The sequence below is a fragment of the Sutterella wadsworthensis genome (genome assembly GCF_003315195.1).
Lineage (GTDB): Bacteria > Pseudomonadota > Gammaproteobacteria > Burkholderiales > Burkholderiaceae_F > Sutterella > Sutterella wadsworthensis.
The window spans coordinates 1-23,164 of sequence record NZ_QNRV01000030.1 but is presented as its reverse complement, the minus strand read 5'-3'; the positions used below and the strand labels follow the sequence as shown (position 1 = coordinate 23,164).

The following is a 23,164-nucleotide window of genomic DNA, read 5'->3' as shown; positions in this document are numbered from 1 at the left end:
GAGTTGACTCTTACGCAGTCGATGTAGGTAAATGTGCGCAGTTGGGGCTAGCCTGGTGCAGCTGCTTCCTGAGTGGTGTACATAGAAAAACGCGGCGAAACGCAAAAAAGAGCGTTTCGCCGCGGCAGATTCGGCAGGATTCGGCGACAGACGATGAATGATCTTCAGGCGTCTGTGCGGGATGCTTTCGCCGAAACGTTAAAAGTTAATGTGGATGCCCGCCATTGCCTGGCCGGAGAGCGGATCGTCCACGGGTGCATTGTTGGTGCGCGCGTCGATGAAGTCCTTATAAACGCCCACTGCAGCATAAGCTGTTGTGCTCTTGGAGAGCGGATATTCGTAGGCAATTGTCGCGCCGAAGCGTTTGAGGCTGTTGCCGACATTGTCTTCGTCGGCAGCCTCAACGTCATCGTGCACTTTGGCGTCAAGCCAGGAAAGCGCCAGATCCGTAAAACCATGGCCGGTGGGGATCTTCGCTGAAACCGCGGCGGCGAAGCCCCGCATGTCGTCCAGACCGGTGAAGAGCGGATAGTCGCCGATGTTCGAGAGTGCCATGATGTGGTTTGCGCCGCGGAAGTACTGCGCCCAGCCGAAAAGCTGGAAAGCGGTAAAGTCGTAGCTGCCGCCGACTGTCACAGCGATTTCATCGTCGCGGCTTCCTTTCGAGGAGTTTTCATTCATGTACTCCAAAACGGTGACGAGACGAAGGGGACCGCGGTCATAAGTGAGCGCAGCGGCGCTGTAACGGTCCGTATTGGCCTTATTCTCGTCGCCGCCGTCTGTGCCGCCGAAACTGGTTTCAATGTCGAGCTGCAGTCCGTTGATGACGGGCGATTTGTAAAGCAATGCATTGTCGACCGAGAAGCCGATGAAAGGCATGGCATACAAAGCCCCTGCGCCGTAACCGTCCCAGCCGGAGCCGAACGGGCTGGTGCGCTGACCGAGGATCTGGAAGCCCGCGGGTGTGGCTCCCGAACGCATCGTGCCGAGGCGTCCCATCCAAAGCTCGCCGTACTGCTTGTGAGCAAGGTAAAAGAGCGAGCCGAGGTTAAAGAAGATGTCCTGTTCCTGAAGTTGTCCCGAATCGGCTCTAAAACCGGATTCTGCAATGAAACCCACGGAAAGCTGATCGCTGATGTCCTCGTGAGCACGGATGGCGAAGCGGCTGGAGTCCAGCATGCTTGATTCCATGCCTAAAGCCGTCTCCGTGCCGTGGATGCCGTCGTTCACGAACGTATATTTAAGACCGGTGTCGTACATGCCGCCGATGGATACGCTGGCAGCACAGACTGCCGACGATGCAGCTGCCGCAAGAAGCGCAGCGCAGGCCGCGCAGCGGGAGAGAGGGAATAATTTTGGATTGAACGTCATCATTTGGCGCTCTCTGGTGTGGTTTGATTGGCGAAAGGCAGGTTTAGTCAGACGATGCGCTTTCAGGAATGTCGGCGTGCTGTGACGCCCGAAACTTCGGAACCAAGGATTGAAGAAGACTTCTGATGTGTGTGAGCTTTGGGATGAGAGAGGTTCCGCAGTGAAGCTGAGATGTTGCTTTGGAGTGTTTGTCCTCGAAGAAGGGTGAAAGGCTGCCTTCTGATGCGGTGCAGCTGAACGGTCTCCCGACTCTGAAAAAGGAGAAAAAACAAAGTCGGGAGACCGAGACGCGGAGCGTTACTTAGCGGTCTTCACGTACTCAGCGGCTTCCTTGCCGGCGATGCGGCCGGAATTCCATGCAAAGCCCAGGGCGAGACCCTGATACGGCGGGTAGGATGGAGCGGAGTAGAAGCCGTTGGCGTTGTTGCCGACGGCGTAAAGGCCATGGATGGGCTTCAACTCAGAATTGAGGGCCTCAAAGCGGTCGTTGACGCGCACGCCGCCCAGCGTCGAAAGGCTCACAACCTTTGCGCGCGCAGCGTAGAACGGGCCCTTTTCAACCTTGAACTTGAGGAATTCAGCCGGCTTGCCGAAGGGGTCCTTGCCGCTCGATACGGCCTGATTGTAGGCCTTCACGTCGGAAAGGAATCCTTTGGTTTCAAAACCCGCCTTCTGAGCAAGCTCTTCGAGCGTATCGGCCTTGAAGGCCACGCCCTGGCGTACAGCTTCTTCCATCAGCGCGCGGAAATCGCCCTTGCCCGTCGGATTGGCGGGACCGGCGCCGGAGACTTCAAACGGGAGCTTGTCGGCTGTGTAGGCGTCAAGCGTCTTGCCGTCAACGACGACAAAGTACTTGCCGCCCACGGAGTAGCCCGCGTTGGCCCAGTAGACGGTGTCGTAGATGAGTTCTTCATTGGCAAAGCGCCGGCCGGCCGGATCCACCCAGAGGAGCGGCGTCTTCAGAACGCGCACCAAGAGGTTCGAGTCGACCATGCCGTGGCTGCCCGCGGAAGAGGTCGAAAGACCGTCGAATTCCGCGGCGTGAATGAGCGCGCTGTGTTCACCCGACTTCTGGGCGCCGGCCTTCCAGGCCATATTGAGACCTTCGCCGTTGTTCGACCAGGCGATGCGGTTCGTCAGCTGGCTGCTTTCCATTTCCTTGGCGAGGCGATTGACATCGCCGCCGTAGCCGCCGGAGGCGAGAATGACAGCCGAGGTCTTAATGGTGAGTTTGCCCCCGTCGGCCTTCTCGGCGATGACGGCCGTTACGTTGCCGTCCTTATCCTGAGTAAGGTCATAGGCGCGGGTCTGAAGCAGAAGTTTGCCGCCGAGCTTGCCGAATGCGTCATACATATTCTTGAATGCACCGGCATTGTCGACATAGCGATGGTAAATGCGCCAGCGGATCGGATAGGGGTTCTGGCCCTGCTGAGGATTCCAGTCGATAAGTTCAAGCTTGGCGCCGTGCTTATTCATCCAGTCGACGGTCGAAGAGGATTCATCGATGACGCGGCGGGTGATCGAGGCCGAGCTCAGGTAGTGGTTGTAATCCATGAGCTGCTTGTAGAGCTGGTCCTTCGTGAGCTGAGAAAGCAGTTCCGGATTGTTCTTGTACTTGGCTTTCTGCATGGAGGATTCAACGGCAAAGAGCCCGGAGGCGAGCTTGCCGGCACCGCCCACTGCAGGTCCCTTTTCAAGCACGATGACCTTGGCGCCTGCTTCAGCGGCGGTGACGGCGGCGGCAGTGCCCGAAGCGCCCGCGCCGACCACCACGATGTCGGCCGTCAGGGTCTCATCGGCGCCGACGGTCTTAGCAACCTTCACGTCGTACTTTTTCGGATCAGCGCCGGCCTTCTCGATCGCCGCAGCCACCGCCTTGCGGATGGCTTCGCTCGACACCGTAGCGCCGCTCATGCCGTCGACAGCCGTGGACTGATGCTCAACAATGGCAGGCGCCATTTTCTTGGCAGCAGCGCCGCCGAGTTCAGGGGTTTCGCCGGAAACGTCAAGCTTAACGTCGGTGATGCGGCCGTCCTGATTGAGCGTGACGGCAGCCTTGACGGTTGAAAGCTTGCCCTGAGCGGCACCCTCATAGGTGCCGGCAGTAACAGCAGCGACGGCCATGGCCGAAACACCGCACAAGAGCGCGGCAACGGCGGTCATGCGGAAGGACTTGGTGATCATGAACGGTTCTCCAGATAGAAAAGTGAGGCTTCGTATGTGGTTTGCGGCTGCCCGAGGCTGTGAGGCGCTCGAACGGCACTCTTCAATAGGTCGGTAGCCTAAAGTTCAGTGGTTTTTTGAACAATCTCGGCGGAGCTACCGCATCATTGGGAAAGCTAATCGTGGCTGTGTTATTTTTTTCCGATTGAGTCCGGCAGCAGCATTTTGTTCAGCTCTTCATTCCATTCGTGCGCTCGTAAAGGAGACGTCATGTTTGAACCTCGTCATCTCAAAGCGTATTTGGCGCTCGTTAAATGCATGCACTTTGGCCGCGCAGCGGAAATGCTCGGTATTTCGCAGCCGACCTTGAGCCAGCAGATTCGGATGCTTGAGGAAGCGGTTGGTGCGCCGCTTATCAACCGCAGCAACCGCACCATGGAACTCACGCCGGTAGGCCGCGTTTTTGCTGAAGATGCGCAGCAAATCCTCACGCTCATGGAGCGAGCCAAACGCAATGCTGAGGACATTCTTTCCGGGGAAGAGGCCGAAGTGAAGCTTGGCGTCTGCCCCGGCACCATCAGCTCCGGATTCCTTATTAATCTCCTTGCAGAGTCCCGACGCAGATGGCCGCGCATCAAAGTGCTCACGGAGGTATCTCCGCCCACGAATTTGGCTGCCCGGCTCTCCAAAGGACAGATTGATATTTATGCCGGATTAACGACTGGCGTTGATTTCCCGCAGACTGTAACCAGTCAGGTCATCGCAGAGTGGGATGCCGTACTGGCAGTTCCTAGGAGCCGACTGGTACTCGAGGAAACAACGTCTCCGGAATTTCTCAAGGATGAAACATTCATCTATCTGGAGGGCGGTGAAGCGGGCTATCCGCACGTGGTGGAAAGCATTTTGGGTTTTACGCCCAAATCGACTTTGAGCACGCCCTCGAGCCGACTGATGATGGCTTACGTGGATGCCGGCTACGGCGTCGCGCTTATTCCTGCGCCTGATGCAACGATACGCGGAACCAATACGCTCATTCGAGCCGTGGCCGGCGGCCGCGGCGTGATGAAAGCCCGTGCCGCTCGGCTCGCGGTCAACAATGCGCCGGCCGTGCGGCGTGTCTATGACGTCATCCTTGCGCTCTCGCGCAACGGCAGCGAATAACAAAACGACGCGTGACTGATCGGCTCACGCGATTTAACACATACTTCATCAGAAGATTGTGAAGGAAACTTGATTTGCCGCTTATTTCGGCGTTCTCATGCCGAGAGCTCGGTTAAAACGTCTGCACAGGCTTTTTTTGGTGTCTCGGGCAGATAAGATCAGCCTATGATCTTGTTTTACTGTACGATCTTGATGTATGTTTGTAGTATCATTGGAGCGTATGTTTGGGAGGATAATTATGGAATTTCAAGTAACTAGCCGCGAGTTTAATCGTAACTCTGCAAAGATTCGTGAGGAATCTCTTCATAAACCGGTGATCATCACTGTGCGAGGCGAGCCGACCAATGTGCTCCTTTCTTATAAGGAGTATGTTCGTGTTTTCAAATCTTCAGATAACCGCAAGACTGCAACTGAGCTTTTTGCTCACAAAAAAGCCGCTTATTGCGATCTCGAGTCCGAACTGGTGCGTAATAAGGAATTGGTCAAAGCACCGGAGTTTGACTAATGTTCCTTCTCGATACGAACGCTGTCTCAGAAAGCAGAAAGCTTGCAACCAGCAATGTTGATCCTGTCTTTAAGAACTGGATTGACGAAATTGATCCAAATCTGCTTTATGTATCGGTCATCAGTTTGATGGAACTTGAAGTGGGTATTCTCCGCATCTCCCGCAGAGATACTCGGCAGGGTATCGTGCTCCGAGAATGGTTTGATATGGAAATCAAACCGAATTACGAGGGGAGAGTGCTCGATATCACTCCTGATATTGCCTATACCTGCGCGCGTTTAAATGTACCGGACCCGCGGCCTTATCAAGATGCTTGGATTGCTGCGACAGCATTAGTACATGGCATGACTGTGGTGACGCGAAATGTTCGTGACTTTGTGCCGATGAATGTATCTTTGCTTTGTCCATTTACTCAGCCGCATTAATTTCGCTTGGGCTTCATTGGATGGAAAAGAATTAGTTCATGTGAAGTGAAATCTCATGTTTAAGGTTGGTCGAAATGCATTCGGGCATTTCGACCAACCTAATTATTTCTGAGTTGCCGCAGCAATCTTCAGAAAATTCTCGAGCTGATCGAGCCCCCGCTCGGTCAGCATGGATTCTGGGTGGTACTGAATGCCTTCAACCGGGAGCGTGCGATGGCGCAGCCCCATGATTTCACCGTCGTCCGTTTCTGCTGTCACCATCAAGTCTGCGGGGAGCGTGGTGCGGTCCACGGCGAGCGAGTGGTAGCGCACCACAGACAAGTCTTCGGGCAGTCCGGCAAAGAGTCCCTGACCGTCATGACGGATGTGCGACGTTTTTCCGTGCATCACTTTTTGAGCGTGAATAACGTCTCCACCCAGCGCTTCGCCGATGGCCTGATGTCCGAGGCAGACGCCGAGCATCGGCATTTGGCGTGCGAGTCCCTCGCGGATGAGCTCGAGCAGAATTCCCGCGCTTTCTGGACGGCCCGGACCGGGAGAGAGAACAATCGCGTCGGGGCGAAGGGCGAAGACGGCATCGACCGTTGTGCAGTCGCAGCGTCGAGCCGTCACGTCGCAGCCGAGGATCTGAAAGTACTGCACGAGGTTGTAGGTGAACGAGTCGTAGTTGTCGAGCATGAAAATCTTCATGGCAGTCATTCCTTTTGAAGCGTATTTCGGGCTCATTCAGTCGGCGAGTCCGCGGGCAGCGAGTTCAACAGCCTTCATCATGGCTGCGGCTTTATTTTTCGTTTCCTGATATTCGAGCGCCGGAACGGAGTCGTAGACGATGCCGGCGCCCGCCTGAATGGAAAAGTTCCGCCGCTTAGCGACGCCCGGCGCTTCGGGTTCCTCAAGGTCCTCAAAGATCAGCGTGCGGATCGTGATGGCAAGATCCATCGCGCCGTCGTAGCCGAAGTAACCCGCTGCACCGCCGTAAAAGCCGCGCGGTTCAGGTTCAAGTTCGCGAATGATCTGCATGGCACGCACCTTCGGCGCGCCCGAGAGCGTTCCGGCAGGGAAGGCCGAACGAACGAGATCGTAGGCGTCGAGTCCAGGGGCGAGCCGACCCGTGACGGTGGAAACAATGTGCATGACGTGCGAAAAGTATTCGACGGTCATAAAGGAGGGCGTTTTGACGCTGCCCGGGGCGGCAACGCGTCCTAAGTCGTTGCGTGCAAGGTCAACGAGCATCAGGTGTTCGGCGCGCTCCTTCGGGTCGGCGAGGAGCTCTTCGGAAAGCCGTTCATCGTCAGCGGCAGAGGCGCCGCGTTTCCTCGTGCCGGCAATCGGGCGGAGCAGCGCGCTGCCGTCGGCTTCGGTGCGGCACAGTGTTTCAGGAGAGGAGCTCACGAATGTGAGGCCGCCCATCTTCATAAAGAAGGTGTAGGGCGAGGGATTAATGCGGCGAAGCGCCCGGTAGAAAGTAAAGGGTTCAATCGTCGTTTCACCGGAAAATTTCTGGGAAAGAACGACCTGAATGAGTTCGCCGTCACGGATCAAGCCTTTGGCTTTTTCTACCATAGCGCAGAAATCGTGTTCGGTCGTATTGGCCTTGAGAACGGGTACTGCAGCCGGATGCTGATCCGGGAGCTTTGAAAGATCGAGCGGCCTGCGGATTCTCGCCCGCACTGCTTCCACGCGGGCCGCGCCCGCGGCGAAAGCCGAACCGAGATCGGGGAATTCGTCGATGCGCACACCCGCAGAAATCGTCATGGTATGGCGGAAGTTGTCAAAAATGATCATATCTTCGGCCACCATGAAGGCTGCCGTAAGCCCATGAGGCTTGTAGCCGGTTTTGGGTTCGAAATCACCGCACATCTCCCAGCCGAGCGCACCGACAGCACCGCCCGTAAAGGAGGGCAGATCTGCAGGAGCCGCGGGACGAAGGCCTTCAGTAAGCGACCTCAGGGCCATGAAGGCGCCCTCTTTTGTTGCGGCTTCGGGAAGCTCTCGGCGTCCGTCGGCGTCCTCCATAAATGCTCGGCCGTCTTCGACCGAGAACCGCGCTCTGGGATTGAGGCCAATGAAGGAATTTCGGCCGAAGCGCTCGCCGGCTTCGACGGATTCAAGGAGAAACACATCCTCGTCATCCTTGAGCCGGGAAAGAATGGAGACGGGGGTTTCCAGATCGGCAGTAAGCGTGAGCGTTACGGGAACGTAATTGCCCTGCTGGGCGAGTCGGGCAAATTCGCTGAAGGCGAGCATGGCGGCATCCTAAAAGAGAATCATGAAATCGGAAGACGAAAAAAAACGGACCGGAATCACTGAACAAGGATTCGGTCCGTTCTTTTGGAGATCTGCGGCAGGCGCTCTGCAGCAGAGGTCTCGCGGCGGCTGAGGAAGCTCGAATGCATCAAGGCGCTGGGCGCTTTTCGTTCTTTTGCTCCTCCCGGCTGCAGACGCAGACGGGCGCCGACGGATCGAATCCGGGACGCCACCGCCAGCTGCGGGAGAGAAGAAGCAAGAACATGAAGGTTCCTCAATGGGGCATAAAGTACAGAATCACTATCGCATGATGCGGGGCAGTTCGGCGGGAGCGCCTCTCGGCGCTCCGCCTCGGTCGATTTGATCCGCATCAGAATCCGGTGCGGATAGCGGTCGGCTGCCTTGTCAATGTCATGCAATCGGCCAGCCGAGCGCTTCGAGCACATTGCGCGCCGCGGCTTCGGGTTCAACATTGTCGACCGAGCAGTCTGCGGTGCCCTCGTAGGTCGCTCGTCTTTCCGCCCAAATGACGGAGAGCGGCCGCGACTGCGAGACGGGGCGCCCCATGGTCGGCAGCTCTTCGATGGGGCGCTTCAAAAGCGCTACGCGGCCGTTCTGCTTTAAGGCTGAGACATTTTTCACGCGCATCATGGTGCCGCCGCCCGTGGCAATCACCACGCCGCGCCGTGCTCCGGCAATGGCGGCGATGCGCGATTCCAGGTCGCGGAAAGCGGGTTCGCCGTGACGGCGGAATATTTCGGGGATGGGGAGTTCCGCAGCAGCCTCGATTTCTTCATCCAGATCGATGAAGGGGCGTCCAAGCCGTGCCGCAAGAATGCGGCCGACGGTGGATTTGCCGCTCCCCGGCATGCCTGAAAGCACGATGTTTTCGAACTGACGCTTGAGGTCCGCATGAATTTCTTCAGCGCTCGCTGCCGGTTGGGCCGGCGCGCCGTCGACGGGGGAGGCGATCGAGAGAAAATCGCGTGCGGCGGCTTCGGCCTGCACGACAAGCATGCGCAGGCCGTTGACCGCAGGGATGCCTCGCGCTCTCGCACGAAGCATGAGTTCGGTGACGGCCGGGTTATAAATGAGGTCGAAAACGAAGGAGAGCTTTGGGAGGAGCCCCAGGTCGCCGATGGGCGACACGCCGCAGACAGGGAACATGCCGACGGGCGTGGCGTTGACGAGAATCTCTGCATCGGCATGGCGGTTAAGCGCTTCGCGGCCTTCGGCTCCGCGAATGTTCACCATGACGGCAAAGGCGCCGAGATCTTTTAGGACCGCCTGCACGCATTTAGCCGCGCCGCCCGTGCCGAGGATCAGGGCTTTCTTGCCCTTGACCTTGATGCCGCTCGCACGGACGGTGTCGAGGAATCCGGCATAGTCGGTATTGTCGCCCACGAGCTTTCCGTCAGGACGGCGCACGAGGGTATTGACCGCGCCGACATGCTGCGCGGCGGGCGTCAATTCGTCGCAGTAGGGCAACACCGCTTCCTTATAAGGAATGGTGACGTTGAGGCCGTCAAACGGCGTTGTTCGCAGGAATTCGTCCAAACGCTCGGGCTCGCACTCAAAACGCTTATAGGCGTAGGCGCCCAGACGCGCGTGAATTTCCGGCGAAAGCGTGTGTCCGAGGCGGCGGCCAAGCAGTCCGCAGAGCAGTCCGGCGCCCGCTTTGGGCGGAATCGGTTCAGCATTGCGGTCGATGGTGACTTCCACCTTTGCACCGAGCCCCTTGAGGTCGGCCGCCAGAACGCGGTTCATGCCGGCCCCTTCAAGGGTGAGGCCGACGCCTTCGCGAGTCGCCTCGAGCAGAGCGGGCGCAGCCCCCGCAGCCGTGCAGGCGCAAATCAGCCGTTTGGCGGCGTACTGCGGCGTTTCACCTTCGCCGAGCGTTTTGAAAACAGAGAGCCGCCCGGGCTGATGCCCTTCAGTGCCGAGAGCGCCTTCTTCGAAGAGCTGAGCGGCGAGCTGCCGCTGGCGGGAGCCCGCGATCAAAAGTTCGTAAACCGCTGCGACAATCGGCCGTTCGTTGGGCGGCACGCGTTCAGCGAGCTTTTCCAGCAGTGCTTCTTCGCGCTTGGGCGCATGAATTGGCAGGTTCCGGCCGCGCTTACGCTCGCCGATTTCGTCGGCGATGGCCAGGCGCTCGATAATAAGTGCCGAGAGCTTGGCGTCAATGACGTCGATCTTTGCCCGCAGGTCAGCCAAGAGGTCGCTCGGCGCTTCGCGCAGCTGCGCGGGATGAGGATGAGGTTCTGCCGTCTGCTGGTCGGTCATGATGAATTCAAACGTATCTTTTTGAAGGGTGGTATGGGGCGTTTCAGCGCGGTGCGCTTTCATTGGGCAGTGTTCTCGGCTCGTGCCTTTAAAGCTTCAGAGGCCCAGCACTCGGCATTGGGGAGGTCCTTTGAGAGCACTGCCGGCGGCGCGAGGAGGAGGTCCAGGGCAGCGAGTGCCGCAACGGCCTCTACGACCGGCACCGCGCGGATGCCGATGCAGGGATCGTGCCGGCCGGTGACAATCAGCTCGGCGGCTGTCCCCGCTTCGAGCGAGACCGTCTGCTGGCGGAGCGCAATGGAGGGCGTGGGTTTCATGGCTGCACGAAAGAGGATCGGTGCAGAGGTGGTCATCCCGCCCGCAATGCCGCCCGCGTGATTGGCCGCTGGTGCTGCGCCGGGAGCAGAGAGCTGAGGCTCCCAGGGGTCGTTCTCAGCCGAGCCCGAACGGCGTGCGGCCGCAAAGCCGTCGCCGAATTCCACGCCTTTGACCCCTGGAATGCCAAAAAGTCCGAAGGCGAGCGCGCCGTCAAAACCCTCAAAGAGCGGGCCGCCCAAGCCCATCGGCAGGCCCGTGATCATGCCTTCGATCACCGCGCCGATGCTGTCGCCCGATTTCCGGGCAGCAGCGACGGCAGCGGCCATGGCTTTGTCTGCTTCATCGCTGAGCACTGGAAGTTCGCGCTTTAGCCGCGCCTGCAGCACCGCATCGGTTTCGCCCATGGGGCTGAAAGGCCGGTCTTCAACGGTGCCGACCGCGGCCAAGTGAGCCGCAACCCGAATGCCGCGGCGGGCAAGAATCTGCAGGGCAATGCCGCCCGCGCAGCAGATGGGAGCCGTGAGGCGTCCGGAGAAGGCGCCGCCGCCGCGAACATCCTGAAAGCCCTGATAACGCACCTGCGCGGGCAGATCCGCGTGCGACGGACGAGGGCGGTCAGCAATGGCCTTGTAGTCTTTCGAGCGCTGATCGGTATTGCGGATAAGGGCAGTGAGCGGCGCGCCGCAGGTGATGCCGTTCATGAGACCGCAGAGAATTTCAGGCTGATCCGTTTCGCGGCGCTGCGTCGAAAGCCGGCCGCCCGGCGCCCGGCGTCCCATAAAGGCGCAAAGCGCCTCTTCGTCAACGGCTTCGCCCGCAGGGAGCCCTTCAACGGTGCAGCCAATGGCCGCCGCATGGCTTTGTCCCCAGACGGTGGTGCGCAGATAAGTGCCGAAAGTGGTGTTCATGATGGAGTCAATCGTTTTGAATGCAGTTGCGGGTCTTGAGGTCGGCAGGGGCCGCGGAGCCCTTCATCCGCTCCAAATCCTCGAAAAAGTAGGGATAGGACTTGGCCGCATCCTCTGCGCCGTCAATAACTATGGGGGCGCCGCCGGAGGCGCCGGCCACGGCGGCAGCCATGACGATGCGGTGATCTTTGAAGCTTGAAATGCGCCCGCCCGAAAATTTTCGTGCGCTGCCGATGCCGTGCACCACCAGTCCGTCGGGGAGCTCTTCATGCGGCACGCCGAGGAGATGCAGGAGCTGAGCCGTGCTCTGCAGACGATCGCTTTCTTTGATGCGGAGCCGTTCGGCATGGGTGAACCGAGTTTCGCCCTCGGCGGCACCGGCCGCCACGGCGAGAATCGGCACCAAGTCCGGAATCTGCCGGGCATCAATCGTTTGCCCGCGAAGCGCGGCGCCGTTTTTGGGAGGTTTGACCCGCACGGTTCCGACAGGGCCCTCGGAGGACGATTCAACCTGTGCGCCCAAGCGCGACAAAATGTCGACGACGGCACGGTCGCCTTGGAGCGACGTGAGGCTGAGTCCCTCCACGGCGATGCCCTCGGGATTTTGCGTGAGCGCCCCGGCGCAGAGCCAGAAAGCGGCATTGGACCAGTCGCCTTCGACCTGAACATCTTCGGGCGGCGTGAGGACGCCTCGGCCGGCAATGGTCCAGAGCGGCAGTCCTTGGTCGGTGCGTGATTCGGCAATTTCAACGCCGCTTTCGGCAAGCGCGGAGAGCGTCATGCGCACATAGGGTTCGCTCTCGAGCCGATCCTTAACGGCGAGTGTGCTTGGCCCGTCAAGAACGGAGAGCGCATAGAGGAGTCCGCCGAGAAACTGCGACGATACGGCGCCCGACAGCGCATAAGCGCCGGGGAGAAGCCTGCCGGTGAGCCGCACGGGAAGGAGCGCCCCAGGAGAAGCCTCGGCATAGTCGAGTGTAATGCCGTGGCGCTCTAGTTCGCCGGCGAGCGGCTCCTGCGGTCTGGCGGGGAGACGCCCGGATCCCGTAAAGATGACGCCGGCTGGTCCGTTCAGGGCGGCAGCGACGGGCAGAAGGTAGCGCAGCGTGGTGCCCGATTCACCGCAGTCGAGCACCGGCGTTTCCGTGAGGGTGTTCCGTTCTGCGCGGCTGATGCCCTCTACCCGCGCGCCCGTTCCGGGGAGCCGTTCGATTTTGGCGCCGAGCCCCCGCAGGGCGCGGCAAGTGGCTTCAATGTCGTTGGAGCCGCCCCGAAAGCGCACGAGCACGGCATGATCGGGCGCGCCCAGCGCGGCGGCAATCAGTTCGCGGTGAGCCCAGGACTTTGAAGGAATGGCGGCAATCGTGCCGGAAAGCTGTTGCGGGGAAACGGTCTGCTGCATGAGGAGTGGCTTCAAGTTGGCGCGGCGCTCCGGCCGCCCGTATTTTTCTTCAGAGTCCTGCGCGGATCCTCTCGAGGAGTTTCGCCCAGGACGTGCGCTCGATTCGGGCGCAGCCGGGTGAAACAGGCAATACCAGCGCGACATCGACGGCCCCGGCCTTTTTATCGTGCTGGCAGAGCTTAAGGAGCGATTCGGGCGAAAAATCGAGGTCGCTTCGGGCTTTTAAAGCCGCAGGAACGGCCGATGGGAGCCCCGTTTTGGCGAGAAGCGTCTCGAGATCAACGCGCATTTCGTTGGGAAGACGTCCTTCGCGAACCAAAGCCCGCGTGAGAATTGCCATGCCGATGGCGACAGAGGCGCCGTGAGAAAGCTCCCAGTGCGCTGCCGCTTCGACGGCATGTCCGACGGTGTGGCCGAGGTTTAAGAGTCTTCTTTCACCCGCTTCGCGTTCGTCGGCTTCGACGATGCGGCGCTTGACGTCAATGGCGGCCAGTATGAGGTCAACCGTCGGAAGGGGCGCGGGCGACCCGGGTTCAATGCCGGCAAGAGCCTCATGGACGAGCTGGTTCATGCGGGCGTCTATGCCCGCATATTTGATCATCTCTCCCCAGCCGCAGGCGCGTTCCCGCTCGGGCAGCGTGTCAAGCGCCTGCGGATCGATCAGCACGGCCTTGGGCTGCGAGAAGACGCCCATCAGGTTTTTGCCGGCAGGAAGATCCACGGCGGTTTTGCCGCCTACGCTCGAATCGACCATTGCGAGGAGTGAAGTCGGGATCTGCACGCAGTCGATGCCGCGCATCCAAAGCGCGGCAGCCAGACCGGCGAGGTCGCCGATCACGCCGCCCCCGAGCGCAATCACCGCAGAGCTTCGCGTGAGCCCGATCGCAGCAAAGGCTTCAAGCGCGCGGACGAGTTCAGCGGGCGTTTTGGACGCTTCGCCGGCAGGAATCACGTGAATGCCGGCACATTTGGTGCCGAGTGCATCTGCCGCCGCGCGGGCATAAAGCGGCGCAACGTTGGTGTCTGAGACGATGACTGCTCGTTCGGGAACGAGTGCCTGAAGGCGCGCCTTGAGCGCGTCGTGTCCGCGGGCATGGAGGAGCCCCGGGAGCGCCTCTACATCGTAGGTGCGTCCCGTTGAGACATGCAGAATGCGGGAGCGTTCGCAGCAGCTCATGACGCGCACACGCGGATCACATCTTCAGCCGTACGGACGGCGGAAGGGGCGGCCATGTTGTGAAGATTCACGGCGGCGCGCACGGCGTTCACAGTCTTCACGACGCGCTCGAATTCTTCGGGCGTGATCGACTGCGGACCGTCGCAGAGCGCGGCGGCAGGGTTGTTGTGCACTTCGATCATCAGACCGTCGGCGCCGCAGGCCGCTGCTGCGGCAGCCATGGACGGAACATAGCGGGCGACGCCTGTGGCGTGCGAGGGATCGATCACCACCGGGAGGTGCGTTTTTTCGTGAAGCACCGGCACGGCAGAGAGGTCAAGCGTATTGCGGGTGGCGGTTTCGTAGGTGCGGATGCCGCGTTCGCAAAGGATGATCTGATCGTTGCCGCTTGCCATGATGTATTCGGCGGCCATCAGGAGTTCTTTGATGGTGTTGGCCAGACCGCGCTTGAGCAGAATGGGCTTATTGGTGCGGCCGAGTTCCTTGAGCATTTCGAAATTCTGCATGCTGCGGGCACCGACCTGAATGACGTCGACGTCTTCGAAGAGCGGCAGATGCGTGATGCTCATGATTTCAGTGACGATCGGCAGACCTGTGGCTTTGCGGGCCTTGAGGAGCAGGTCAAGCCCTTCGCTTCTGAGCCCCTGGAAGTCGTAGGGCGACGTACGCGGCTTGAAGGCGCCGCCGCGGAGCATCGTGGCGCCAGCGGCTTTCACGGCTTTGGCGATGCCGACGATCTGCTCTTCGGATTCAATCGAGCAGGGACCGGCAATCATGGCGAAGTGGCCGCCGCCCACCTTGGCGCTGCCCGCTTTGACGATCGTGTCCTCCGGATGGAAGAGGCGGTTGGCGAGTTTGCAGGGGTCACTTACGCGGCGAATGGATTCAACCGACGGAAGCGCCAGAATTTGGTCGGCGGGCAGATGCAGGCGGGTTTCGCCGATGACGCCGACGGCTGTTTTTTCCTGCCCCTGCATGACGACAGCACGAAGCCCTCGGGATTCAAGACGGTCCTTAAGATCGGTGATGTCGGTCGTTGTGGCGGTGGCCTTCATGATGATGATCATGGTTTCTCTCCGGAAGAATAAATTCGGGTATTGGGGTGGATTCGAGTGTCTGGGCTCGATCTCTTTGCCGCCGGAGAGTGCTGCTTGGCCTTGCTTGGATCCCGTCGTATCTTTGGTGCGGTGCGGGAGAGGAAGGAACAACAAAAAACCTGCGGCGTTTGAGACCGCAGGTTTTGTGTTTTCGCTTGCCGAAACCTTTTATGCAGTCAAACGCGTCTTGTGCGTAAATCGCCAAAACGCGTAATAAAAGGACGATGCATGAAGGACGGTGTTCATTTCGAAATCGGTGTAAAGGAGAAATGAAAGCGAAGTGCTTGAGAATCAATTTACTCGCTCAGCCAAACTTTGCAAGGTTTTTTGAGAGCCGCTGAGAGAAATGATGACGCCGATTTGGGTTGCCTACAACTTCTTGCCTATAGCCCTGGGAAGTCATCGTAGGTGTTAACGACGGGAGACACTGAAGACTTGAGCTCAGCGCGGCTGGCCGGCAAGGGGAGAAAGTTCCTCAAGGTCATAGGGCGTCGTTTGATAGACGTAGTAGTTGAGCCAGTTGTGGTAGAGGAGGTGCGCGTGAGAGCGCCAGCGGTTGATCGGACGCTGCGCCGGATCGTCGGACGGGTAATAGTTTTCAGGAACAGAAATCTCGAGTCCTTTTTCAAGGTCCCGGCGATACTCCGCGTCGAGCGTGAAGAGGTCGTATTCGGGATGTCCGGTCACGAAAATTTGCCGCCCGTTTTCCGTGGAAAGCAGGCAGGGACCGGTGCGGCGGCCCGAAGCAAGCAGTCTCAGAGCGGGAACTGCGGCTAGATCCTTTAGATTGAGGCCCGTATGGCGGGAGTGCGGGACGAAAAAGCGGTCATCGAAGCCGCGCACGAGCGGGTTGGAAGGGCGAAGCACTTCATGCTCAAAGATGCCGAAAAGCTTTTCGGCCAGCGGGTGCTTGCGGATGCCGTAGTGATGCCAGAGCGCGGCAAATGCGCCCCAGCACACATGAAGCGTGGAATATGCATGAGTGAGACTCCAGTCGAAGATGCCTTTGAGCTCTTCCCAATAATTCACTTCGTGAAAATCGAGCTGTTCCACGGGTGCGCCGGTAATGATCATGCCGTCAAAACGTTCGTTTTCGACCTCCTCGAAGGTCTTATAGAAAGCATCGAGATGGTCGCCCGAGACGTGCCTGCCGCGGTGAGAGGCGGTCTGAAGCAGCGTGAGCTCTACCTGCAGCGGCGAATTAGCAAGGAGCCTCGCAATCTGCGTTTCCGTCGTGATTTTGGTCGGCATCAAGTTGAGCGCCAGAATTCGAAGCGGTCTGATGTCCTGTGTGCGCGCTCGGTCGGGCGACATGACGAAGATGTTTTCGTCAAGAAGGCGCTCATTGGCAGGAAGCCCGTTGGGCAGAATGACTGGCATCGCGGAAGTGCTCCGTATGGAAAATCGAGAAGTCTCAAAGAGACGGCGGGCTGATCGAGCGCACTGAGAGGCTCGCTCACGGGGCGCTTCACATCCCCGCAATGAGTCTAAGGAGAACGATGACCGAAGCGGCCTCAGGTATTACAACTTGGACCATAAAACCTGCAGATTGCGCAGGATGGGTACGCATATCAGAAGTGTTTTGCGATGTCGGCAGTCCGAAAAGAAAACGTCGTTATATGTCCTGTATGCCGACTCAAACGGTTTTAGGTAATAGGTAATACCGCTAATTGAGTATGACATTTTGCTTTCTAAAATACGCCATTTCGCCTAGAGGCGAAAAGCATAAAAAAACGATGAATACCATCCAAGGAAGCGAAACTCATGACTTTTGAAATATGGGCAGCATTGGCTGTCGTCTGCATCACGGTATACGGACTGCTCAAACGCTGGGAGACCCGTTTGGTGCTCCTCACTTCCGGTTTCGCAATGTGTCTGCTCGCACTCGATCCGATTGCTGCTTTCAAGCAGTTCGATAAGTCGATGACCAATGCCTCACTCATCGTTGTGGTCTGTTCGGCGATGGGTTTCGCCCGAGTGATGAACCTCACCGGGTGTGACCTGCATCTGGTGAGGCTCCTTACGAAGCCGCTCAACCGTTTGGGTATTGCGCTCCTGCCTTGCTGCATGATTGTGACGGGCGTTGTATCCATTGCGATTTCGTCTTTGGCCGGCATGTGTGCGGCCATTGGTCCGACGATCTGCGCGCTCATGATTCGCGCGGGTTTTCGGCCGGCAATGGCTGCCTGTACGGTGATTGCTTCGACGCTGCCGTCCTTTTGGTCGCCCGGGTCTTCCCATAACGGGTTCGTAGCAAAGATCGCGGACTGGCCGATCATGGACTATCTCACCTATACGGGCACGCGCACGCTGCTGATTTCCATTGTCTGCATCATCGTGATGGTTGCGGCCTGTCTGCTCTTTGGCGACTACAAGAAAGGGGGCTTCGAGAACGACGGCGTTCACGACGCGGCAAACCAAGTGGAGCTGCCCGAAAAGGCTAATCTGCTCTGGGCTTTTGCGCCGCTCCTGCCGGTCATACTGCTCTTTGTGGTGGCCATCGGGTTCCCGCAGGTGAAGGTTTCCGTGGCGACAGCTATGCTCATCGGCGTGATCTACACGATGATCGTGACGCGCGTCAGTCCGGCGGATCTGACAAAGCGGTTCTTTGACGGCATGGGGCAAGGCTACGGCAGCATTCTGGGGCTCATCATTGCCGCCGGCGTTTTCGCCGCCGGCCTGCGTTCCTGCGGCGTCATTGACGTTTTCGTCGAGGCGCTTAAGGGTTCCTCCGACCTCGCCAAACTCGGCGCGGCCGTCGGTCCCTATGTGCTCGGCGTCATGACGGGTTCGGGCGACGCTGCGGCCTTTGCCTTCAATGAAGCCGTTACGCCCCATGCCGCCTCGTTCGGCATGACGGTCCCCGACCTCGGTTACCTCGCAAGCGTTGCCGCTACGTTCGGCCGCGTCTCTTCGCCCCTTGCTGCCGGCGTAATCGTGATTTCGGGCATTGCAGGCGTGAGTCCGATAGAGGTGATTAAGCGTTCCGCACCGGTGCAGATCTGTACGCTTGCATTCCTCTTCTTTATCAGCTGATGCCTGCGGTCTGCTTCATCACTCTGAGCCCTGACGGCCGGCGGGTTTCCTTTTGAACGGGCGGCCCTTTCTTGAAGCGAATCAATGATGGTTTTCTATAGCGGAACATTTCTTTCGGAAGGCGGCAGTGCCCATTTTGAAATCTTCGGGCGCAACGCTGCAGACGAGCGAGTCCATGGCGCGAGAATTGTTCGGATCGGTTCGCCAGGTAAGGTTCAGGGATGGATTTCCGCTTGAGGGGAGACTCACGGCAATGGCTGCCAGCGTCTGAACGCCGTCGGGCTTGGTGCCGGTGCGCCAAATGCTGCGGACGGGACCGTCATGTCGGTCGCGGGTCATGGCCGCCATGTCCGCGATCTTAAGGGGTTTATCCGCAGCGGCGAGAAGCTCCCGAATGCGCTCGAGCCGGCGTGCGCTGCTCGAGCCGATTTTTTGGTTGAGAGCTTCGGATTCCGGTTCGATGAAGTGGTTGGTGTGGGCGGCCGTCCCGTGTTCTGTGATGCGGACAGTGGTTTGACCGCCCGGCATCACCTCAACGACGGCGATTTTGGTGCGGTCTGCCAGAAGGTAGTTCACCGGCTCGACAAATACTTCCTTGTGTGCGAGCACTTCGTCGACTGAGGCGTAATGCTGCATGATCCAGTCGGTTGCGCTCAAGCGGTGCTTAAAGAAGCGCGGCAATGCCAGCCGCTCTTTGCGCGGAAGGCTCCCTGAAGTTGAACGGGCGAGGAAGAGCCCCTTCTCATTGAAGCCCATGTTGAAGCGGTGCTTGTCGCCCGTGAAGAGTCCCAGATAGGCATAGCCCTTTGAAGGCACTGCGATGTCAAAGCGCTGGGGCCCCGGGTGTTCGTCCCGGGTTTTAGCGGCGAGCGTTCCGCCGCCCTCGACCATGCCTTCGCCGACAGCGCCAAAAAGTGTGCAGGCAGGGGTGCCGGCTGCGGCGAAGAGGGCGCAGCCAGCCCATACGAAGCGTCTAAAGGCAGGCGTGAACATCTTGGGTTTTTGGAATAGAGACCTAAGCGCGGCGCAAAACTGGTTTGAGTTTGCGCCGCTTCCAGGCCGGTCAACGGTTAATGAACGGCTTTAGAACCAGGCTTTGGACTGGGCAGCCATGCGGCCGGCTTCACGCCCATTGACGAGACAGTCCATCACCGCGCACGCGCCGATGCGCACGGCGCCGTGAATGCCGCCCACGAATTCGCCCGCCGCAAAGAGGCCGGGAATCGGCTTGTCGGTCATGACGTCGAGTACCGCCGTGTCAACGGCGGTAGCCACGCCGCCCATGCAGTGGTGTACTTTGGGACTCATTTCTGAGACAAAGTAGGGGCCCGAGCCGATGGGCTTGGCCGAACGGTCGAACCGGCGGCCGAACTTCGGATCGCTCTGTTTGGCAAGATCATCGTTATATTGCGCGATGGTCTTTTTCAGAGCTTCCGGATCCATTTTGTAGGCTTTGGCGAGCGCTTCAGCATCGTCATACTTGACGACGGTCTTTTCTGCAATCATCTGGTCGAACAGGCCCGGGCGGAGCTTTTCGAGATGTGCGACGCCGTCGCTGTCGCTCAATGCAAGCGCGTGTCCGCCTTTATTGATGACGGTGAGAATGGCGTCCGTGCAGACTTTGCGGTCGCCGAATTCATTGACGAAGCGTTCTCCGGTAAGGCTCGAAAGCCAGAAGCCGAAGAGCGAGCCGGAAATAGAGGCAAAGTGCGTGGCTTTCCCCATGCCTTTTTCGAGCGGAGAGCAGGACGGCAGGCACTGAATCCAATCGGCCTGAATGACCCGCGCGCCAATGCGGGAGACTTCGCGCCAGCTTTCCGACGTGGCGCCGGGCTGGTTCGTGGTGAGAAATTGTGCGCCCAGCTTGGGGTCGAGCTTCTGACGATACTTCACGTCAGCGCCGAAGCCGCCGCAGGCGAGCACCACGGCGCGGCGGGCGCCGATACGCTTCACGGTGCCCGCGGCAGGCTTTCCGAAGACATAGCCTTCACGAATCTCAACGCCTTGAACACGTCCTTCGGGGCTTCGCAGGATCTTCTCCATGAAGCAGCCCGTACGGGGCTTGACGCCGAGCGAAGCGAGTTTTTTAACGGCCGGCACAATAATGCCTTGGCCCGTGCCCTGCCGAGTGATGAGACAGCGCTCGGCGGAGTGGCCGCCCTTGCCGGTAAGCGTTGGATTCCAGTCCACACCGATATAGCTGCGTGTCCATTCAAAGGTTTCTGCGGCGTGTTCACAGACGAACCGAATATGCTGAGGATCGCCCAGACCCAGACCAATGCGCTCCATGTCGGCCATCAGTGCTTCGGGAGAGTCCTTGATGCCCTGCTCTTTCTGCACGCTCGAGCCCGGAACGGCGAACATGCCGCCCGAAAGCGAGGAGTTGCCGCCCACGAAAGCCATTTTTTCAAATACGGCAGCAGAAGCGCCCGCTTCGCGCGCAGCCAGGGCTGCAGCAAGCCCGGAAAAACCGGAACCAATGATCACTACATCATAGATTTCGTCAAATTTTGGCTTTGACGACGATGCATCGGCGGTGCTGACAAGACCCAATCCGGCAGCAGGGAGCACGGCGGCGCCGCGGATAAGCGAGCGGCGTGAGAGATTATTCATGGTTTCCTCCTTTTTTGATATGAACTTCTCCCGCAGTCGTTGGCTGGCCTCCGAAGACTGCGGGCGAGCGGCCAAAGTCTAAAGCTCGAACGGGCGGTTCTCCAAGCATTGAGATGATCGCAAAGCATTAAAACCGTAACAATCGGCGATAGAACTTTCAGCGGCAGAAAATGGGGTCTGTTAACGCGCTGCGGCGAAAGGAGTGAAAACGTATTACATGTGCATATTCCGTGTTTTTCATAAGTCCGCGGGATTTAAATGACGCAGATAATGGAACGCAGCGGCAAGGGTCACAGGGATCCTTGTCTGAAAGCTTAGATGCGGAGAAAGATATGCGGAAGCTCTTCACAATTGGATTTCTTGCGGCTTTAGGTTTGGCCGGTTCGGTTCAGGCCGCGCTTCAGGACGGGACCTATGAGGTATCGGCAAAAGGCAATAACGGCCCCGTCGTCTTCTCGGTTGAAATCCAAGGGCAGGCGATTAAATCCATCAAAGTGGTGCGCGGTGAAGAAACGCCGGGCCTGGGTATTGAGGCCATTGCTATGATCTCTAAGGAAATTATTGCCCGGCAAACGACGGCCGTCGATGCGGTCTCGGGTGCGACGAATTCCTCGCGGGCTGTGACGGCAGCGGTCGATGCGGCACTCCAAAAAGCGGGCGGAACCGCTGCAGATCTGAAAAAGACGCATCAGACGGATGCTGCGCTGCCCGTCAATAATTCGACGGATGTATTGGTGGTGGGCGCCGGCGGCGCCGGCATGGGGGCCGCAATTGCAGCCAAGGAAGCCGGAGCGAAGGTGCTCCTGATTGAAAAGCTGCCGCTCGTCGGCGGCACAACGCTTTTGGCTTCAACGGCCTTTAACGCCGGCGGGTCCAAAGTGCAGATGAGCTCCGCCAAACCCTATACCGCCGCGGATTATTTCGCCAAACTTGAAAAAGGCGCGCGGGGTCAGGAACTTGCCAACGTGAAGCAGCTCGCTGATCTCTCCGGCCCCACTGCGGATTGGCTTATCGGCATGGGTGCGGACCTATCCCGCGTTATCAACGGCTCCCAGCACACGCCCAAAGACGGCGGTGCGCTCGGCACGAACCTGGTGCCCGTCATGAAGGCACGTGTGGATGCGCTCGGCATCGAAACGCGAACCGATACGAAGGCGACCGATTTGATCGTCGGTACAGACGGCCGCGTGTCCGGCGTTCGGGTGACGACGCCCAAGGGCTCTTATGAGATTCACGCAAAAGCGGTGATTTTGGCTACCGGCGGCTTTGCTTCGAACCCAGATCTCGTGAAGCGCTTCAGCCCGCAGTTGGCCGGATATCCGTCGACGGCGAGCGTCGGCGCGACGGGTGACGGCATCATCATGGCGGAAAAGGCCGGTGCAGCACTCTCGCAAATGGATCTGACCGGACCGCAGACGGTGGCTTATGACACGGGTCACGGTGCGGTGTCGCTCACTAACGTCCGCTACAACGGCGCCATTCTCGTTAACCAAGAGGGCAAGCGCTTTGCCAATGAGCTCGGACAGACGGCCGCGCTCGCTTCGGCGATCACCAAGCAGACGGGCGGCGCTGCTTACCTGATTTTCGATCAGAAGGCTGTTGATCATGCGTCGCTGATGCAGACCTACAAAGCACGCGGCTACTTTGTTGAAGCGCCGAATCTGACGGATCTTGCAGCCAAACTTGGCATCAATCCGCAGGCATTGGGCGCAACCGTTGCGGAGTGGCATACGGTTTATGACACCAAGCAGGATCCAGTCTTCGGGCGGAAGGATTCCATCTTCACGCGAATTGACACTGCGCCTTATTACGGACAAAAAATTTCGCCCGCTTCGCAGACGACCTATGGCGGCGTCATGCGTGATGCGAAGAGCCGTGCCGTTCGGGCTGACGGTTCGGTGATTCCTGGGCTTTATGTCGCAGGCGAAACAGCGAGCCAGTTTGGTTCTGGCGTCACGATTGCCGTGGTGCTTGGCCGCCTGGCCGGTACGGAGGCCGCTAAGGAAGTAGAAGCTAAATAAGGAACGCTCGGCGATTGGGAAGCTGCTGCTGCGGCTTCCCAATTAAGCGGGAGATGCATAAGGCCGGCCTCGATCTTGTGCTTCACTCGCCGGAGGACGGCTCGCCAGCCTGCCGTTGCAGAATATGCAAAGACCCTTTGCGTTCGCCGGCCAAAAAATGCTAAATCTGCGCATGGCGAGAAAAGCGCCCGGATTTCATGATTGTCACAGCTGAAAAACATCCAGCCCAAAGGAGAAAATCATGAAATCAATGAAGCTCAGCAAAATTGCGGCATTTGCCGCGTTTCTGGGATTTTCGGCAGCCGTTGCCGCCAGCGGCGGCCCGAGCGGTCCGGCCGTTACCCCAAACTCCCGGGGATGCACCTAGTCCCGGAACACCCGCGGGGGCAAGGGTAAACCTAACAGGGTAAAGAGATCTCGGATTTTTTTCGGGATCT

17 protein-coding genes are annotated in these 23,164 nt (G+C 58.9%); 5 read left to right on the top strand and 12 right to left on the bottom strand.

Going from position 1 to position 23,164, the window contains the following annotated elements:
- Window positions 1-198: 198 nt before the first annotated feature.
- Window positions 199-1,374 (bottom strand): porin, encoded by a 1,176-nt coding sequence (locus DES29_RS10310; RefSeq protein ID WP_016474547.1) that lies wholly within the window; start codon window positions 1,372-1,374, stop codon window positions 199-201.
- A 294-nt stretch (window positions 1,375-1,668) separates the two neighbouring features.
- Entirely contained in the window at window positions 1,669-3,555 is a 1,887-nt protein-coding gene (locus DES29_RS10305) for an FAD-dependent oxidoreductase (protein ID WP_113854853.1), read from the bottom strand.
- A gap of 249 nt (window positions 3,556-3,804) precedes the next feature.
- On the opposite strand from DES29_RS10305, the gene DES29_RS10300 reads away from it, so the two are divergent.
- From DES29_RS10300 to DES29_RS10290, 3 genes are all read left to right on the top strand, one after another.
- Window positions 3,805-4,695, top strand: a complete 891-nt coding sequence (locus DES29_RS10300; protein ID WP_005428772.1) for a LysR family transcriptional regulator — start codon at window positions 3,805-3,807, stop codon at window positions 4,693-4,695.
- A 238-nt stretch (window positions 4,696-4,933) separates the two neighbouring features.
- Window positions 4,934-5,200, top strand: coding sequence for a type II toxin-antitoxin system prevent-host-death family antitoxin (locus tag DES29_RS10295; RefSeq protein WP_005428773.1), 267 nt, complete (start codon window positions 4,934-4,936; stop codon window positions 5,198-5,200).
- On the top strand, window positions 5,200-5,625 hold the full coding sequence (locus DES29_RS10290) for a type II toxin-antitoxin system VapC family toxin (protein ID WP_005428774.1): 426 nt from the start codon (window positions 5,200-5,202) through the stop codon (window positions 5,623-5,625). The genes DES29_RS10295 and DES29_RS10290 overlap by 1 nt, the downstream gene beginning before the upstream one ends.
- Window positions 5,626-5,727: 102 nt before the next feature.
- On the opposite strand, the gene DES29_RS10285 is transcribed toward DES29_RS10290, so the two are convergent.
- From DES29_RS10285 to metA, 8 genes are all read right to left on the bottom strand, one after another.
- Window positions 5,728-6,315, bottom strand: coding sequence for an anthranilate synthase component II (locus tag DES29_RS10285; protein ID WP_021995510.1), 588 nt, complete (start codon window positions 6,313-6,315; stop codon window positions 5,728-5,730).
- A 36-nt stretch (window positions 6,316-6,351) separates the two neighbouring features.
- Window positions 6,352-7,872: an anthranilate synthase component I family protein gene (locus DES29_RS10280; RefSeq protein WP_113854852.1), complete on the bottom strand. Its 1,521-nt coding sequence runs from the start codon at window positions 7,870-7,872 to the stop codon at window positions 6,352-6,354.
- 411 nt (window positions 7,873-8,283) lie between these two features.
- Window positions 8,284-10,218: a shikimate kinase gene (locus DES29_RS10270; RefSeq protein ID WP_021995512.1), complete on the bottom strand. Its 1,935-nt coding sequence runs from the start codon at window positions 10,216-10,218 to the stop codon at window positions 8,284-8,286.
- Window positions 10,215-11,381 carry a chorismate synthase gene (aroC, locus tag DES29_RS10265; RefSeq protein ID WP_113854851.1) on the bottom strand — a complete coding sequence of 389 codons (1,167 nt, stop codon included), beginning with the start codon at window positions 11,379-11,381 and terminating at the stop codon, window positions 10,215-10,217. The genes DES29_RS10270 and aroC overlap by 4 nt, the downstream gene beginning before the upstream one ends.
- Before the next feature lie 7 nt (window positions 11,382-11,388).
- Window positions 11,389-12,783: a 3-phosphoshikimate 1-carboxyvinyltransferase gene (aroA, locus tag DES29_RS10260; protein ID WP_113854850.1), complete on the bottom strand. Its 1,395-nt coding sequence runs from the start codon at window positions 12,781-12,783 to the stop codon at window positions 11,389-11,391.
- 49 nt (window positions 12,784-12,832) lie between these two features.
- A complete protein-coding gene (locus DES29_RS10255) occupies window positions 12,833-13,960 on the bottom strand; it encodes a 3-dehydroquinate synthase (protein WP_046446350.1) in 1,128 nt (375 codons plus the stop codon).
- Window positions 13,957-15,027, bottom strand: coding sequence for a 3-deoxy-7-phosphoheptulonate synthase (gene aroF / locus DES29_RS10250; RefSeq protein ID WP_016474540.1), 1,071 nt, complete (start codon window positions 15,025-15,027; stop codon window positions 13,957-13,959). The genes DES29_RS10255 and aroF overlap by 4 nt, the downstream gene beginning before the upstream one ends.
- Before the next feature lie 471 nt (window positions 15,028-15,498).
- Window positions 15,499-16,437, bottom strand: a complete 939-nt coding sequence (metA, locus tag DES29_RS10245) for a homoserine O-acetyltransferase MetA (RefSeq protein WP_113854849.1) — start codon at window positions 16,435-16,437, stop codon at window positions 15,499-15,501.
- A 384-nt stretch (window positions 16,438-16,821) separates the two neighbouring features.
- On the opposite strand from metA, the gene dcuC reads away from it, so the two are divergent.
- Complete coding sequence (gene dcuC, locus DES29_RS10240) at window positions 16,822-18,093, top strand: C4-dicarboxylate transporter DcuC (protein ID WP_021995409.1); 1,272 nt, start codon at window positions 16,822-16,824, stop codon at window positions 18,091-18,093.
- Window positions 18,094-18,174: 81 nt separating this feature from the next.
- Here the strand turns inward: dcuC and DES29_RS10235 are convergent, their stop codons facing one another.
- Together DES29_RS10235 and DES29_RS10230 are read right to left on the bottom strand one after the other, a co-directional pair.
- On the bottom strand, window positions 18,175-19,086 hold the full coding sequence (locus DES29_RS10235) for a carcinine hydrolase/isopenicillin-N N-acyltransferase family protein (RefSeq protein WP_021995410.1): 912 nt from the start codon (window positions 19,084-19,086) through the stop codon (window positions 18,175-18,177).
- Window positions 19,087-19,176: 90 nt separating this feature from the next.
- Window positions 19,177-20,706, bottom strand: a complete 1,530-nt coding sequence (locus DES29_RS10230; RefSeq protein WP_113854848.1) for a flavocytochrome c — start codon at window positions 20,704-20,706, stop codon at window positions 19,177-19,179.
- Between the two features lie 332 nt (window positions 20,707-21,038).
- Here DES29_RS10230 and DES29_RS10225 point away from each other — a divergent pair, with 332 nt between their 5' ends.
- Window positions 21,039-22,727 carry an FAD-dependent oxidoreductase gene (locus tag DES29_RS10225; protein ID WP_021994973.1) on the top strand — a complete coding sequence of 563 codons (1,689 nt, stop codon included), beginning with the start codon at window positions 21,039-21,041 and terminating at the stop codon, window positions 22,725-22,727.
- The last annotated feature ends 437 nt before the right edge of the window (window positions 22,728-23,164 follow it).

Coding starts and splice junctions, on each gene's coding strand:
- aroA (WP_113854850.1), bottom strand. CDS start 12,783: ATGCAGCAGACCGTTTCCCCGCAACAGCTTTCCGGCACGATTGCCGCC.
- DES29_RS10230 (WP_113854848.1), bottom strand. CDS start 20,706: ATGAATAATCTCTCACGCCGCTCGCTTATCCGCGGCGCCGCCGTGCTC.
- metA (WP_113854849.1), bottom strand. CDS start 16,437: ATGCCAGTCATTCTGCCCAACGGGCTTCCTGCCAATGAGCGCCTTCTT.
- aroC (WP_113854851.1), bottom strand. CDS start 11,381: ATGAACACCACTTTCGGCACTTATCTGCGCACCACCGTCTGGGGACAA.
- aroF (WP_016474540.1), bottom strand. CDS start 15,027: ATGATCATCATCATGAAGGCCACCGCCACAACGACCGACATCACCGAT.
- DES29_RS10235 (WP_021995410.1), bottom strand. CDS start 19,086: ATGTTCACGCCTGCCTTTAGACGCTTCGTATGGGCTGGCTGCGCCCTC.
- DES29_RS10285 (WP_021995510.1), bottom strand. CDS start 6,315: ATGAAGATTTTCATGCTCGACAACTACGACTCGTTCACCTACAACCTC.
- DES29_RS10255 (WP_046446350.1), bottom strand. CDS start 13,960: ATGAGCTGCTGCGAACGCTCCCGCATTCTGCATGTCTCAACGGGACGC.
- DES29_RS10290 (WP_005428774.1), top strand. CDS start 5,200: ATGTTCCTTCTCGATACGAACGCTGTCTCAGAAAGCAGAAAGCTTGCA.
- dcuC (WP_021995409.1), top strand. CDS start 16,822: ATGACTTTTGAAATATGGGCAGCATTGGCTGTCGTCTGCATCACGGTA.
- DES29_RS10270 (WP_021995512.1), bottom strand. CDS start 10,218: ATGAAAGCGCACCGCGCTGAAACGCCCCATACCACCCTTCAAAAAGAT.
- DES29_RS10300 (WP_005428772.1), top strand. CDS start 3,805: ATGTTTGAACCTCGTCATCTCAAAGCGTATTTGGCGCTCGTTAAATGC.
- DES29_RS10295 (WP_005428773.1), top strand. CDS start 4,934: ATGGAATTTCAAGTAACTAGCCGCGAGTTTAATCGTAACTCTGCAAAG.
- DES29_RS10310 (WP_016474547.1), bottom strand. CDS start 1,374: ATGATGACGTTCAATCCAAAATTATTCCCTCTCTCCCGCTGCGCGGCC.
- DES29_RS10225 (WP_021994973.1), top strand. CDS start 21,039: ATGCGGAAGCTCTTCACAATTGGATTTCTTGCGGCTTTAGGTTTGGCC.
- DES29_RS10305 (WP_113854853.1), bottom strand. CDS start 3,555: ATGATCACCAAGTCCTTCCGCATGACCGCCGTTGCCGCGCTCTTGTGC.
- DES29_RS10280 (WP_113854852.1), bottom strand. CDS start 7,872: ATGCTCGCCTTCAGCGAATTTGCCCGACTCGCCCAGCAGGGCAATTAC.